This window comes from Mammaliicoccus sp. P-M58, assembly GCF_022386165.1.
In the GTDB taxonomy this organism is placed as follows: Bacteria; Bacillota; Bacilli; order Staphylococcales; family Staphylococcaceae; genus Mammaliicoccus; species Mammaliicoccus sciuri.
Window position 1 is genome coordinate 63,654 of record NZ_JAJNJI010000009.1, and the last position, 16,718, is coordinate 80,371.

The 16,718-nt window shown below is 28.3% G+C and carries 10 protein-coding genes; 7 read left to right on the forward strand and 3 right to left on the reverse strand.

From position 1 onward, the window contains the following. Window positions 1-79 precede the first annotated feature (79 nt). Window positions 80-2,065 carry an acyltransferase family protein gene (locus LQ694_RS10735; protein WP_218696744.1) on the forward strand — a complete coding sequence of 662 codons (1,986 nt, stop codon included), beginning with the start codon at window positions 80-82 and terminating at the stop codon, window positions 2,063-2,065. Between the two features lie 27 nt (window positions 2,066-2,092). Here LQ694_RS10735 and LQ694_RS10740 read toward each other — a convergent pair whose 3' ends face one another. Next, complete coding sequence (locus LQ694_RS10740) at window positions 2,093-3,226, reverse strand: serine hydrolase domain-containing protein (RefSeq protein WP_218696743.1); 1,134 nt, start codon at window positions 3,224-3,226, stop codon at window positions 2,093-2,095. An 89-nt stretch (window positions 3,227-3,315) separates the two neighbouring features. Next, the gene (gene tagD, locus LQ694_RS10745; RefSeq protein WP_048542127.1) at window positions 3,316-3,708 is read right to left on the reverse strand and encodes a glycerol-3-phosphate cytidylyltransferase; all 393 of its coding nucleotides are present in this window, start codon (window positions 3,706-3,708) and stop codon (window positions 3,316-3,318) included. A gap of 496 nt (window positions 3,709-4,204) precedes the next feature. On the opposite strand from tagD, the gene LQ694_RS10750 reads away from it, so the two are divergent. Continuing rightward, window positions 4,205-5,443 (forward strand): CDP-glycerol glycerophosphotransferase family protein, encoded by a 1,239-nt coding sequence (locus tag LQ694_RS10750; RefSeq protein WP_218696742.1) that lies wholly within the window; start codon window positions 4,205-4,207, stop codon window positions 5,441-5,443. After that, the gene (locus LQ694_RS10755; protein WP_096791257.1) at window positions 5,440-8,631 is read left to right on the forward strand and encodes a CDP-glycerol glycerophosphotransferase family protein; all 3,192 of its coding nucleotides are present in this window, start codon (window positions 5,440-5,442) and stop codon (window positions 8,629-8,631) included. Before LQ694_RS10750 ends, LQ694_RS10755 begins: the two co-directional genes overlap by 4 nt. 51 nt (window positions 8,632-8,682) lie before the next feature. Here LQ694_RS10755 and LQ694_RS10760 read toward each other — a convergent pair whose 3' ends face one another. Next, a complete protein-coding gene (locus tag LQ694_RS10760) occupies window positions 8,683-10,110 on the reverse strand; it encodes a glycosyltransferase family 2 protein (protein WP_096791258.1) in 1,428 nt (475 codons plus the stop codon). Between the two features lie 135 nt (window positions 10,111-10,245). Here LQ694_RS10760 and LQ694_RS10765 point away from each other — a divergent pair, with 135 nt between their 5' ends. The 4 genes from LQ694_RS10765 to LQ694_RS10780 all read left to right on the forward strand — a co-directional run bounded on the left by LQ694_RS10765 (window position 10,246) and on the right by LQ694_RS10780 (window position 16,716). Further along, window positions 10,246-11,919, forward strand: coding sequence for a CDP-glycerol glycerophosphotransferase family protein (locus tag LQ694_RS10765; RefSeq protein ID WP_218696741.1), 1,674 nt, complete (start codon window positions 10,246-10,248; stop codon window positions 11,917-11,919). A 14-nt stretch (window positions 11,920-11,933) separates the two neighbouring features. Further along, window positions 11,934-13,100, forward strand: a complete 1,167-nt coding sequence (locus LQ694_RS10770; protein ID WP_065381070.1) for a glycosyltransferase — start codon at window positions 11,934-11,936, stop codon at window positions 13,098-13,100. Between the two features lie 145 nt (window positions 13,101-13,245). Next, window positions 13,246-15,234 (forward strand): acyltransferase family protein, encoded by a 1,989-nt coding sequence (locus tag LQ694_RS10775; RefSeq protein WP_239772033.1) that lies wholly within the window; start codon window positions 13,246-13,248, stop codon window positions 15,232-15,234. Between the two features lie 198 nt (window positions 15,235-15,432). Next, entirely contained in the window at window positions 15,433-16,716 is a 1,284-nt protein-coding gene (locus LQ694_RS10780) for a nucleotide sugar dehydrogenase (RefSeq protein WP_096791262.1), read from the forward strand. Window positions 16,717-16,718 lie beyond the last annotated feature (2 nt).

The window sequence follows — 16,718 nt, forward strand, 5'->3', positions numbered from 1 at the left end:
TTACACATACTTTACATCGGTTAATTGTTTGATATAATTTATAATTGCATATCAAACTAATTTAAGATGGAGTTTAAAAATGAATAAAAATATGATTGATATAGAAAGAAAATTTAGACCTGAAATTGAAGGTTTGAGAATTATTGCGGCTTTATTAGTCGCTATTTACCACATTTGGTTTGGTAAAGTATCTGGTGGGGTAGATGTTTTCTTTGTTGTATCTGGCTTCTTGATTACAACATCTATTATATCTACAATCAATAAAACTGGAGAATTTAAGTTTTGGCCATACATATCTAAATTAATGAAGCGGTTATTTCCACTAGCATTTATCATTATATTAGTCATATTGGTATTAAGCATATTCTTCTTACCATCAACCATTTTTGATAAGACAATGAAAGAAGTCGTTTCATCTATGTTCTATTATCAAAACTGGCAATTGGCATTGAGTAATACTGATTATTTAGATGCACAGCAAATGAAAAGTCCGCTTGAACATTATTGGGCAATGTCCATTCAAGGGCAATTCTATATCATTTGGTTCTTATTATTTACCGGTATATTGTTCCTAATAAAAAGATATGATTTATCAAATGGTAAAAAGTTAGTCAATTACTTACTTGGTTTTATATTTGTTGTGTCATTTGCATACTCAGTTTATTTAACTGCTGTAAATCAACCTTTAGCATATTTTATTACGTTTACAAGAGTGTGGGAATTTGCATTAGGTGGTTTACTTTGTATTAACTTAAGCAGAATTAAAATTAGTAATTTAACAGCTGAAATTATTGGATGGATTGGTCTTATAGGGTTAATTTTAACAGGGGCAATATTTGATGTATCAACGATGTTTCCTGGTTATATCGCTTTATGGCCAATGACTTGTGCATTACTGATTATTTTATCAGGTAATAAAGATACTAAATACGGTGTTAAGAACTTCTTATCTATGCCGATCATGATTAAACTTGGTGGGGTTTCATTTGGAATTTACTTATGGCACTGGGTATTACTATCATTCTACAAATACAATATTTCAGAAACACCTGGTATTATTTCAGGGGTGCTCATTATTGCATTATCTATTGCACTTTCATTCATTACGACAAAATATATTGAAACACCAATTAGAAATGCAAAATTAAATAAAGTAGCATTCAAGAGAATTGGTATTATCGCACTAGCTAATATCATTTTAATCGTTGGTTTAGTCTCTCATAATGCCTATGTGAAAATGTCTGACGATAAAGAACTAGCATCTAAAGATTATCCAGGTGCATTAGCTACAAGATCAAATCAAAAAATTAAAGAAAATGATCCTAAGCCTGAATTCGCCAATGTGTTTGATGATTTGCCACAATCACACATAGATGATTCTAATCAAGGATTAAAAAAATCAGATTTAAAAATTGGTACTTATGGTAAGAAAAAAGACTACAAAGCAACAATTGCTTTAGTAGGTAGTTCACATTCTGAACATTGGTTAGGAGCAGTTATTGAAGCGGCTAAAGAGCATGATTACAGAGTGATTAATATCACGAGATCAGGAACAAGATTCTCTACTGGTTATGATGATAATTCATTAAAAGGACAATGGGTTAAAAATGTGGAAAACTATTTAAAGAAATCTGATGATATTGATTTAGTGTTGTCACATGTTACAGCAGCTGACTCAAATAGCGATAAGATTCAACAACAAATGGTAGATGAATTATTAAAAGTTAAAAATGATTATAATATTGAAGTAATGGCAATAAGAGATATTCCGAGATATGAGTTTAATGTTTCAGAAGAACTAGAAAAATCTGGTGAAAAAGAAACAATTAAACTTATGAATAAAGGAAATAATCAACAAGACTCTTCATATTGGAAAAAACTATCAGAAACAAACAAAGATTTACCAAAATTCGATCCATCTGAATACTTTAAAATGAACGGTGAATATAGACCAATTATAGGTAATATTGTCGTGTATCGAGATATGGACCATATGACAAATACCTATTCAGAAACTTTTGGACCTATTTTAGGTAAAGAAATTAAATCTGTCGTTAAAAAATAGAGAGTGGACAAAGTCCACTCTCTATTTTTACATTTTTTGTTTAAGTATATCTTTAAAAATATGCTTTAACATGTTCTCCGTATCACTTTGATAATGATCTTTTAATACATTACTTGCAATTGAAATGATATATTGATCGTTAGAGTATGTCACAAAATCATTTTGAAAGAATATACCTCTATATCTTTGATGATTAGGATATCTGTAAAATCCATATCTATAAGAACTTGGATATATATGTGTATCAATTTGTGAAAGTAAAATATCAGTAGATGATTCATTTAATATTTGTTTCATTTTGAATTGATTAACAAGCTTTGCCATATCATCTGTAGATATGTATATATTTCCAGCACCATCGTATTTATCGAGAGTTGTTGGATAGAAATATTTGTACTGATTATTTTTTAATTTATAACCTTTTACCATATACTGTTGGTGGTTATTTGAGTCATAACGAGCTGTATATTTTAAATGAACTTTCTTAATAATGAGTTCATTAAGGTTTTGCTTAAATGATTTATGCGTAGCATTTTCTATAACTTTAGCAATCGTGATATAGTTTGCATCGTTATAAAAATATTTATGATAATTTTGAGGTACAACACCATTAAACTTAATACGCTCTATAGCACCATTTAAACCTTTAACAGTAGGTGGGAAGTTTGCTTTAGCTAAACCACTTCTATGTAACATTAAGTCTTTAATAGTGATAGGATATACATTCTGGAAATTAGGTATATATTTATTTACATTGTCATTTATATTAATAACGCCTTGTTCTTCTAACTCTCTCAACATTAAGCCTGTTACAAATTTGTTAGCTGATCCAAGAAGATACATTGATTTATCATCATTTTCCACACCATTTTCAATATCTCTAAAACCATATGCTTTACTCATTACAGAGTAGTTATTTTTGTAAATAGTTATATTGCCATTAAAGCCTTTAGATTTTAAGTATTTATCTATCTCATCGAATTCGTTAAAATCATTAGTTAATGTTTGTTTCTCATGATTTTCTTTATTCTGAATTTGCTTTTTATGGATATGAGTCTCTGTATGTTCTTTTTTATAGTGTCGTATTTGATATAAATCTTTAAATATGACTAAAAGTAAAGCAACGATTATGCATAATATAAGTTTATATATGTTCTTCATGTTCTTCTCCTGATGTTTTTTACATTATATTACCACGAATACAAAATATTTACATTTAATATCATAAAAATAGAACACATATTTGTGTTCTATTCATTACCGTAGAGCTCTTTTTTAATTTGAGTTGTTGAAATACCTTCTGTTCTCTTAAGGTATATCACTTCACAATGATCTTTTAGGAAGTCAAATTCGCCTTCCCAATCGTGACCCATTAAAAATGTATCTACTTTAAAGTTCTTTACATCATCTGTTTTTTGTTCCCAATTATTCTCTGGAATAACTAAGTCAACATATCTAATAGATTCTAACATCATTTTTCTTTGTTCATAATTATAATATGACTTTTTGTTTTTTAACTTATTGAATTCATCTGTTGATAAAGCAACAATTAGATAATCGCCATATTGTTTAGCTCTTCTTAAAAGCTCAATATGACCATAATGCAGTAAATCATATGTTCCATAAGTAAGTACTCTACGCATTTTTTCACCTCATTATTTTATATGTTTAATCTTAATATATATAGGTACTATTGTAAATAGTTTGAAAAGTTTGTAAATTTAATTTAAAGGCATTTAAAAGCATTTAAAGGATGGTAGTATAAAAATTAACTTTAAAAGCTATTTTACAACATGTTGTATAGTCATTAGTTTAAATTTATAAATCAGTAGTGTATTATAATAGAATATGTTAATTTAGTGTAAATTATGAATTAGAGGAGCATTTATGGAAGATAAATTATTTCTGATGACAGAAAACTCATTTAAAAGTACGATTACATATTTTATTAATAAGGAAGAAATTGATAATACAAATAAAGAGAAACTACTTTTTTATTTTAACAAAGTTTTCAATCCTCTATTTCCTTATAAATTTGACTTTATACTAAAAAATAGAAATGGTTTGTCAATTTTGTTAAGAAAAATTAATTATAATACATCTAAAAAAAGTGTATTTCAATATATGGAGATTAAAGCTATGAAGCGTGGGGAATATAAATATAGTTATATGATTTCCCAATTTCGTAAACATTTATCTATAATTCGTTCTAAACATTATACTTCAGATATATTCTCAAGCAAAATAGAAAAAACAATTGTATATGAATCGTTTAATGGTAAATCATTTACAGATTCTCCGAGAATGCTTTATTTATACTTAAGTGAAAATCTATCTAATTATGAGCATATTGTAGTAACTGACAATCAGCAATTAGACAAAGAACTAAGAGCTTTAAATATTGCTACTGTTGAGAAAAATTCAAAGCAATATTTCAAAATCTATCAAAAAGCTAAAGTGTGGATTGCCAATACGAGATTGTCATCACAGATAGAAAAGAAAGATAATCAACTATATATTCAAACATGGCATGGTACACCTTTAAAGAAATTAGCTAATGATCAAACGGTTATTTCAATACCAGATGTCACGCTAGAAGAGTATCTTTATGGCTTTAATAAAGAAACAAGTAGATGGGATTTCCTCATATCACCAAGTGAAACTGCAACTGAACGATTTAAATCTGCATTTAATTTAAAAGAAGAACAGATGTTGACTTTAGGTTATCCAAGAAATGATGACTTAGTTCAGTTAAATGATGAAAAATATATCAAGCAGCTCAAACAAAAATATGATATTCCCTCTAATAAAAAAGTAATACTGTATGCGCCAACATGGAGAGATAATGATCGTACAGATGTTGGTAAATACAATTTTAAACTGAAGCTCGATTTAGATGCTTTTAGTAAAGAGCTATCTAATGAATACGTATTACTCATTAGAGCGCATTATTTAGTATCAGAACATCTAAACCTAGAAGATTATAAAAATGTGTATGATTTATCAGATGCTAATGACATTAATGAATTATTCTTAATGAGTGATGTATTAATCACAGATTATTCGTCTGTTTATTTTGATTATGCGAATCTACGAAGACCAATCTTATTTTTTGCATATGATAAAGATGAATATGCAAATGATATTAGAGGATTCTATTTACCATATGAATCAGACTTACCAGGACCTGTCTTTGAAACAAGTGAAGCACTAATTGATTATATTAAATCAATGCAATATGAAGACATACCTCAATCAGATACTTATAAAACATTTAATCATAAATATAATCATCTTGATGATGGAGAAGCAACTAAAAGAGTAAGTGAAAAAATCATTCGTACTCTAGATAAAGAAAAGGAGTTTCATGAACTATGAAAATATTAAATATTTATCAAGAAAGTGAATTATTAATCTTCAAGTTTGATCAAACATTAGATAATATTAAAAATGTTTATATAAAAAATGAATTTGATGAAATAATGGTTCCACAATCAAATATCAAAAATCAATTTAAAATTAATTTAAATGAAGTCTTGGAGAAATTTTCACAATATGATAGAGAAATAATCTTTATTCTACTTGAGCAATCTGATGGTATTACGCAATCCATTCAAAAAATAAACATAAAAAAATATGAATATTATATTCAAAACTTCGAAACAATCATTAATGATGAAACGACGATTACCCCGTATATTACTAAAAATGGCATTATTCAATTTACATTAAAGCCAGAATTGCCAGTTTCTACTTATTTTGCTAGAAGACATATAGATAAAATTGTCATAAATAATAAACAAGCTTTTTTAAAAGGTAAGTTCTCGATTCAAAATTCAACACTTGAATATGCTCATTTAAGAATCACTTCAAGGTTAAGTGAAAATGAAATTGAAATACCATTAGAACCTACTGTATTTAATGTATATAAGAAGCTAAACTCTACAAGTTATGATTTTGAAATTGATATTTTAAATGAACTTAAGCAGTATTTAGAAAATGACTTCGATTCTGAAGATATTATCGATATCTTCCTAAGTATAAAAGTAAAAGAATTTAAAAATGTAATTGATGTAAAATTAGGTAATCCTAGAATTATGGTAGAAAGATTTGCTAAAGGCGAAGTATCAATTGATCTTGGTCAAACAGTAAAAACAGCTATACCATATTTCACGATGAAAGGTAGAAACTTATCGTTTAGAATTAATGAATATGCAAAAGAAGACTATGCAGCGTATAAAAAATTAATGCATGACTATCCAACGTTAATCAAAAATAATTTAAATAAAAATAAAGTTTGGGTAATTGGTGAAAAATCATATAAAGCTCAAGATAACGGTTATCACTTCTTTAAATACATGAGAACTGAGCATCCTAACGAAGAAGTATATTATGTTATTGATAAAAATTCTGAAGAACGAAAAAATGTAGAACCATACGGAAATGTTATTGATTTTAAATCAAAAGAACATTTCGAAGTTATGATCAAAGCAGATGTGATTTGCAGTACACATCACACAGAATTATTATTCCCAAGTCACGAAGCAAGTTATGTGAAAAAAATTAGAGCTAAACGTGTCTTTTTACAACATGGTGTGTTAGGTGCTAAAAACTTAACGCAAATTAATGGTAAACAACTGAAAGACTTTAACGTTGATATGTTTATAACAAGCTCTAATCGAGAAAAGCAAATCGTTAATAGAGATTTATTATTTGATTCGTATCAAGCGAAAGTTACGGGTCTATCAAGATTTGATGAATTATTTAAGGAAAACGTAGAAGTTAAAAATCAAATCTTAATTATACCTACATGGCGTGACTGGATAACAAATATTAATAGTCTTCTAGAATCAGATTATCTACAAAATTATAATGACTTATTGAATAGACCAGAATGGAAAACAATTGCCCAATCAAAAAACGTAGACATCATATTCTGTTTACATCCAAATATGCAAGCATTTGTTGAGTATTTTGATATACCTGATTACATTAAAGTCATTAGACAAGGTGAAGTAGATGTTCAATTACTTATTAAAGAAAGTAAATTGATGATTACAGACTATTCAAGTGTTGCATTTGACTTTAGTTTCTTAGAAAAACCAGTTATTTACTATCAATTTGATAGAGATAGATTTATCGGTAAATTACCATCACATTTAGATCTTGATAAAGAACTGCCTGGTAGAATTGTTGATAATGTAGAAGCTGTAATAGAAGCTGCAAGCCATTATGTTGATAACGGCTTCAAGAACGAACAACAAATTATCAATAAAGCTAATAACTTTGTAGCATATAAAGATACAAACAATTCACAGCGTATATATGAAGAAGCTAAATCATTTAAACGCAGAAATATCATTAAAGATGCATTGAAATATGATATTCTTTCACAGCATGTATTTAAACGATTCAGAAGACATAAAAAATACTTTGATATTATGTCTTATATGAATAAATTCCTTGTAAGATTCGGAAAGATGGATGAAAAATTAATCGTGATAGAAAGTAATTTAGGTAAACAAGTTACAGATAGTCCTAAAATGATTTATGATCAAATTAAAGCGCTCAATAAAGGTTATAAAATTGTTTGGGTATCTAATAAAATTTACCCATTCGATGATGAAAATGTTATAACAGTGAAACGATTAAGCCCTAGTTATTATAAATATTTATCAATCGCTAAATATTGGATTAATAATCAAAACTTCCCTCATTATATTGAGAAAAAGAAGAACACAACATATATTCAAACATGGCATGGTACGCCATTGAAAAAAATGTTAAATGATGTCGATGACTTTAAAGGTAGAGATGAAGGCTATATTGACAGAATTAATCGCTCAGTTTCACAATGGGACTATTTAGTTTCACCAAGTCCATACGCAACAAGTTGTTTTAAATCTGCATTTAATTTTAAAAAAGAAATGCTAGAAGTGGGCTATCCACGTAATGATATCTTCTATGAAAATGATATTGAAGAAAAACAACATATTATTAAACGTAAACTTTCAATTCCTAAAGATAAAAAAGTGATATTGTACGCGCCAACGTTCAGAGATGATGAAGTATCATCTGCGAAAAAACATTTAATTAATTTAAAATTAGATTTACATCAAATGAAAGAAAAACTTGGAGACGAGTATGTACTTCTCTTAAGACCTCATATCATTATTAGTAATAATATTATTATCGATAAATCATTAGAAGGTTTTATTTATAATGTTGCGAGCTATGAAGATATTAGCGACTTATATTTGATTAGTGATATTTGTATTACAGACTATTCATCTGTAATGTTTGATTATGCTAATACACAAAAACCATTACTATTCTTCACATATGATTTAGAGCATTATAAAGATAATTTAAGAGGATTCTATATGAACTTCGAAGACGAAGCACCAGGACCATTATTAAAAGACAATGAAAGTTTAATTGATGCTATTCAGAATATAGAAACGGTTAATGAATCATATAAAGATAAATATGATAAATTCTATGAAAAATTCTGCTCATTTGAAAAAGGAACAGCAACGAAACAAATAGTCGATAAATTATTTTAAATAAACAAAAAGCAGAACTGACGCTGTAATTGTGTATCAGTTCTGCTTTTTTTATTTATTTGTTAACTTTAAAGAAAGGTTTCCATTTATAGTAGGATAGAAAATACCTTTTTTATCTGTTAAATTGATTTTTTTGTCATAACCAAATTTAATATTTAAATGCTTAAATCCATCATATACGATGATACAGTTGTAAATTGCTGCTGGTTTATTATTAATTTCAATTTTAGGTATTGAGATGGTTAAGAGGTTATCTTGTACATCTATATTCTCAATAACGATATCATCTTTGTAATCTTTTCGAGACATAAGAGACAAGTTACATATTTTGTCAGTATCAACACCGTCAATTTCAATTTGTATTTTAATGGATTTGTCTAATTCAGCTATATTTAATAACGTTGACTGTTGAAATGGTATTGTGAATCTTTCATTAGCATCAGTTAATAATGTCTGTTTTTGTTGCTTTAGAATGATTTTAGGTTGTTTTTTCAGCCAAGTAAAGAAATTCATAAATGACTCATAATCATTATTTTGAATAAACTTAATTGCGTCTTTATATTCTTGACTGATTGTTTGAATGATATCAGCTTTTATATATGATTGATTGAAAAGTTCGTTCAGTTGTTTAAAATAATGAACTTGTTGCTTTTTATCACTATTTAGGAATACATGACTATTACAACTTTTCAGTAGATCATATTCTAAAAAACGATTTAACAATCGAATGTTTTTAGAGTTTGATTCTTGTTCTAGTATATGATGAATAATTTCTAAATCTGATGCACGTTTTTCATAGAAATCTACACCTCTTGTAAGTGACTCATTAGATGTTGTTCTGTCAATGATTGAACAATTATCTGTCACCGTAGATACATTATTAATATAAGGACTTAAATATGTGAAAAACATTTTGTCTTCCCCAAAATGTAAATTTTCTGGGAACTTTATATTGTGTTTTTTAATATGACTCAGTTTAATAAATTTTGATGGCGGACCAAAGTGATTATATATATATGGGATGTCATTGATGTTATAATTATAACGATTATTATTACTCATAAATCTGGCATGTACTGTTAAAGAATGGTCATTTTGGCGTAATGTTCTACCAACAATCATGTCTGATTTAAGTAGTTTATCGTCATTAGCAATTCTTGCTAATATATCTGTTGCTAAATAATCATCTGCATCTAGAAAATAAATATATTGACCTGTTGCTTCTTCAATACCGATATTACGAGGTTTTGAAGGACCACCTGAATTTTCATCTAAAATGATAAATTTGATATTTTTAGCTTCATAGTTTTGAATTAAGTTTTGAGTATTATCTGTAGAATGATCGTCTACAATGATAATTTCGTAATATTTTTTATCTAGTGATTGATTTAATATTGAATCAATTGCACGTTCTATTTTATCTTCATTATTATATGATGTGACAATAATAGAAAAAAGCTTTTTACTTTTGAATAACATAAGTTAACTCCATTCGTTAAAAAATCAAATTGTATAAACAATGTGGCATATTTGTCTCACATTGTTTATATAATGTAATATGAATAAATAAAGAAGTCAATTTATTGTATTAACTTAAAATATATGAGGTGTAAAATGATTAAAATTATAAATATTCATGACCAGCATAATTTGGAAAAATATATAATTACAGAATGTCGTGAAGAAAATCATATTATTTTAATAGATAGATATACGCAAGTTAGGGAAGAAGTGTTGAACAATTTAGAGTTGGATAACCAATCTTATATGGTTGATTATACAAACAACGGTTATTATACAAACGATAGTAGATATATGGGGAAGGCATTTATTACTGTTGCTGATTGGTTTAATAATATTACGCTTCAACCAAATATTATTTTTAAGAAAGATGAGCTATTATGGCTAATTTCTAATTATAAGTGGGAAACAATATTTGATATTACATTGAACGCGATTTTCCACTTGGATGAAATTAAGATTGATCCTCACGTTATTTTTGATTATGTTCATCAAAGAAAACCAAGTGCAAGCTGTATATCAGCATTTAAAAAAGAAAGTCTCAGTTATGAAGAAAAATTCTATTTAAACAAAGTTGCACTTTTAAATGGTATAACGCCATTATTTAAGGCGAAAGAGACAAGGCTTCCTTCTATCGCAAGAACAATTGATAAAGTCATGTTAAAATCACAATTTCAATTACCTAAAATTGCGTATCAAAAATTAAATCATACGGCACTACAAAAACAAATGAAGGCAATTAATATTTATGACAAAGATCAATCGAAAATAAAGCCGCATATTGTATTTTTAGGTTTCGATTATGGTTACAGAGGTAATTCAAAATATTTATTTGAGTATTTAGTAAAACAACACCCTAAATATACTGTTTACTTTATTACGGACCAAAAAAAGGGTGATCACTTTGTGTCACCATCTCATTCTGATACGAAACAAATTATAGAAGAAGCAAATGTAGTGATACTTGAAAGCTACTTGCCAGATGATTTTAAGCCTAATGGTACGATCATTCAGTTATGGCACGGTACACCTTTAAAACGACTATTTTTAGACAGCAAAGAACCAAAACAAAATATCGGTATTTATAATTATAGAGCACGTAAATATAATAAGTTAATTAAACAAGATTATTTTATAACAGATGTAGAATCTATAAATAATGTATTTAAATCTGCATTTCCATTGGAAGAAACAGAAATTGTTGCATGTGGTTATCCTAGAAATGAATATTTATTAGAGCAATACTCAAATTTAAATGAAATAAATAAAATCAAACAGCAGTTAAATTTAAATACTAAAAAGGAAACAATTCTGTATACGCCGACATGGAGAGATAATCAAGAAGAAGAATTTTTATTAGAATTTACAGATGAGATGAAAGCGAAATATAACATCATTTATAAATATCACGAAGAAGATCATGCTAATAAACAGCATAATTATATCGATACAAGACAGTTTGAAACACAACAATTACTACTTGTTTCTGACATTGTAATCAGTGATTATTCTTCAATAGTATTTGATGCATTAACTATTGATAAAAAAGTGTACTTATATACACCAGATTTTAATAATTATGATTATAACCGAGGTTTATATAAAGAAGTTTATGAAACTATCAATGATAATCAATATTTTGAACAGTCATTATTGTTTAATGCAATTATGAATGACGATTATCATACGATTAGTGATCAATTTATCAACAAAAATAATCAGTCATACGAAACTATCACGCAATTGATAGAACAAGCTATGGACTGAAAAGGGGGATTTATATGAAATCTTTTACATTTTTAGTTCACAATATTTATCATATGGGTGGGACGACGAAATCGATTTCTAATCTGGCAAATAAATTAAGTGAAAAAGGTCACTCTGTTAAAATATTGTCAGTATTTAAAGCGAGTGATGAACCTTATTTTAAGTTGCATGAAAATATTGAAATTCAACCCATTATTGAATATAACAAAACTATCAAAGGTTTAAAAAATATATTTGTAAATAGAATCAATAAGTATACACCTTTTTTGAGTCCTAAAATTATTCATCCGTCTGAACCTGGACTTCATCAATTTTCAAGTCATATTGAGCAACAAATTGTTAAAGCTATTCAGAATGTGGATACAGATATTATTGTAGGTACACGTGCAAGTTATAATATACTTGTTAGTAAATATGCAAGACAGTCGATATTTAAACTTGGTATGGAACATATGTATTTACATGCACATGATGAGCAATATCAAAAAGATATGCTTAAAAGTTATGAGCAACTTGATTTAGTTACGACATTAACTAAAGTAGACCAACAAGATTATCAACAAGGTTTAACTCACACTAAAGTAATCATTGTTCCAAATATACTAAAAGAAACTCAATATAACATAGATAAGCAAAATACAATTGTTGCTGCAGGTAGATTTGAGCATGAAAAAGGGTTTGATTTGTTACTGAATAGTATCAATTTAATTCAAGACACAATGAGAAAATACCAATTTCAATTAGAATTATATGGAGATGGACAAGAAAAAGAACAATACCACCAATTGATCAATCAATATAATATTCAAGATATTGTAAAACTTAAGCCTACTACAAACGCATTATCACAAGTATTAGCTGAAAGTAAGATTACGGCTGTTCCATCTAGAGTTGAAGGTTTTGGACTTGTTATATTAGAGGCTATGTATCAACGAAATGTAGTTATCAGTTATAAAGGATGTTATGGTCCTGAATTTCTAATTGAAAATCAGAAAAACGGTTATTTAGTAGACTATCAAGATGCTAAACAATATGGAGAGCAACTTGCAAATGTCATTGAAAATTATCATCATCATGATGTTCAAAATGTCATTCAAAAAGGTATAGAAAGAAGTAACGATTTCGACGGTGATGTCATTTATGAGCAATTCATGAAAGATTTATACAAGCACTTTAAATAAGATGCAATCTCAATCCCTAACAAGCTAATTGTTAGGGATTTTTTAATAGGGTGTTAAGATATTGTAAATATTAATTAATTGTCTTTCTAATAAATATCCTTATATATATACTTACAACTGTATAATACTTAAAGGAGATTTTTATATGCAGACAAATCCTATTAATCTAGACAAAAAATTTAGACCTGAAATTGAAGGGCTAAGAGTTATTGCAGCATTATTAGTTGCAATATATCATATTTGGTTTGGGAAAGTGTCTGGAGGCGTCGATGTATTTTTCGTTGTTTCAGGATTCTTAATTACCACTTCCATTATTTCAAAATACAATAAAACAGGGTCATTTAAATTTATACCTTACATAACAGGATTAATTAAACGATTATTTCCTTCTGTTATAACAGTTTTACTTGTAACAGTTATCTTAAGCTTTTTCTTATTACCAGAGTCAATACTAGGCAAAACGATAAAAGAAATCATTGCTTCATTATTTTATTATCAAAATTGGCAACTCGCTTTATTGAGTACAGATTATTTAAATAAAGATCAAATGAAGACACCAGTTGAACATTTTTGGGCAATGTCGATTCAAGGTCAATTCTATATTATTTGGTTTGTCATCTTTAGTTTGATTTTTATGTTATATAAAAAATACACCAACTTAAAAATTATTAATGTAATTAACCTTTGTTTAGGTACATTATTTATCGTTTCGTTGTCGTATTCTATTTATTTAACGCACGTCAATCAACCTTGGGCATATTTCCATACATTTACAAGAGTTTGGGAATTCTCACTCGGCGGATTATTAGCAATCAATCTTAATAAAATTAAAATTAATCACATAGTAGCAAGTTTAATTGGATGGTTAGGTTTAATTGGTTTGATTCTAACGGGTATTATTTTTAATGTATCAACCATGTTTCCCGGGTTTATTGGACTATGGCCAATGTTATGTGCCGTATTTATACTCGTTTCTGGTAACTATGAAACTAAATATGGTGTAAAGAAATTCTTAGGCTCGTCTATAATGGTCAAAGTTGGAGGATTGTCATTTGGTTTATATTTATGGCATTGGGTGATTTTATCATTTTATCAATATCATAATAATGAACGACCTGGAATTGTATTAGGTATTTGCATGATTTTACTATCATGGTTATTATCATATTTAATGACACGTTATATTGAAAAGCCAATCAGATCAGCTTCTTCTAATAAAATTGCATTCAAAAAATTAGGCATTGGGTTAGCGATACAGTTATTGGCAATCGCATCTTTATATTTCGTTATTTTTAATAATCCTTTTGAAAAAGAAAAGGTAGCATTGAGTGAAAATTATCCCGGTGCAATGGCAGTAGAAAAGCATGTGAAAGTTAAAGAAGATGTAGAAGCGATACCAGAGTTTTCAAAAATCAGAAATGAATCACCTGATTCTACAAGAGACAAAGTTCATCAAAAAATAGGTGAATCAAAAGTTCTAGTAGGAGAGTACGGTAAAAAAGAAAACTATGATAAGACAATTGCCTTAGTAGGGAGTTCTCATGCACAACATTGGTTAGGCGCACTTCAAAAAGCAGCTGAAGAAGGAAATTATAGAGTATTAAGCATGACGAAAAGTGGCTGTGTATTAACAACGAAAGACAGTGACCGAGATTGTACCGATTGGAATAAAAATTTAATTAAAGAACTTGATAAACAAGACGTCGATTTAGTTGTAACAACTGCAGATTCAAGTACAGATGTAAATGGACAAATCGATCCATTACAATTAAAACAATATCAAAACATTACAAATACAAAAACACCGATTATGGCAATAAGAGATAATCCGAGATATGAGTTTAATGTCCCAGAAACATTAGATAAATTTGGAGAACAAGAAACGATACAGAAGATGAATGCTAAACAACGTTTACCAAAAGAATCTAAATGGGACCAACTTGAACAAAAACCAGCAAATACAAAATATGTAGACTATACATCGTATTTCAAAGAAAATGGAAAGTTTGCGCCAGTTATAGGTAATGTTATTGTATATATGGATAAAGGACATATATCAAATAGTTACTCTAAAACGTTTGGTCCTAAAATAAAGAAAGATATCGAACAATACTTTAAAGAACTCAATCATTAATAAAAAAAGTACCTTAATCATATGATTAAGGTACTTTTTTACACGAAATATTGAGCAATTGTAAACAATGATAAAAGAGTGTAAACCCTTCCTTAAGTATCTGTTAAACGACTGTTTATTGTATTCATAGAAGTTACAATATATTTAACATTACGAAAGTAATAGCTTAACAATTAATTATTAAAGGATGGATATAATATGAAATTAACTACTATTGGTTTAGGATACATTGGATTACCAACATCAATTATGTTTGCGAAACATGGTGTAGATGTTGTAGGTGTCGATATTAATAAAGAAGCAGTAGATAAATTAAATAATGGTCAAATTCATATTGAAGAACCTGGTTTACAAGAAGCTTATGAAGAAGTGTTAGCTAAAAATAAATTTAAAGCAAGTATGCAACCTGAAAAAGCCGATGCATTTATCATTGCAGTTCCAACACCAAATAATGATGATCAATACGAATCATGTGATATTTCATTAGTAATGGGTGCAGTTGAATCCATCGTACCATTTTTAGAAAAAGGTAATACTGTCATTGTAGAATCTACGATAGCACCAAGAACAACGGATGACCATGTTAAACCATATCTTGAAAGCCAAGGATTTGAAATTGGTAAAGATATATTCTTAGTACATTGTCCTGAAAGAGTGTTACCAGGAAAAATATTACATGAACTTATTCATAACAATCGAATTATTGGTGGTATAACGCCAGCATGTGTTGAAGCAGGTAAACGTGTATATGGAACATTCGTACAAGGTGAAATGATTGAAACAAATGCTAAGACAGCAGAAATGAGTAAGTTAATGGAAAATACTTACCGTGACTTGAATATTGCGCTAGCAAATGAACTTGCGATGGTATGTAATCATTTAGATATTAACGTATTAGAAGTTATCAAGATGGCGAACAAACATCCACGTGTGAATATTCACTTACCAGGTCCAGGTGTTGGTGGTCACTGTTTAGCAGTTGATCCATACTTCATTATCGCTAAAGATCCAGAAACAACGAATCTCATTCAAGAAGGTAGACGTATTAATCGTTCAATGCCTCAATATGTTATTAATGAGTCTAAGAAAATTTTAGAAACTTTAAATGGTCATAAGGTTGTTGTATTTGGATTAACTTATAAAGGTGATGTAGACGATGTCAGAGAATCACCAGCATTTGATATTTATAATGATTTGAGAAAAGAAAATGATATTCAAGTAGAAGCATATGATCCACATGTTGAGCTAGGATTTGTCCAAAAAGATATTCAAAAAGCAGTTAAAGATGCGTCTCTTGTATTGATTTTGAGTGACCATTCAGAATTCAAAACTTTAGTAGATCAAGATTTTGAAGGTATGAAAGACAAAGTCATTTTCGATACGAAAAATGTTGTTCAATCACAATTTGAGCAAGTTAAATATTACAACTACGGTAATTTATATACTTTCGGAAAAGATATTGCACTTTCATTTAATAAGTAAAG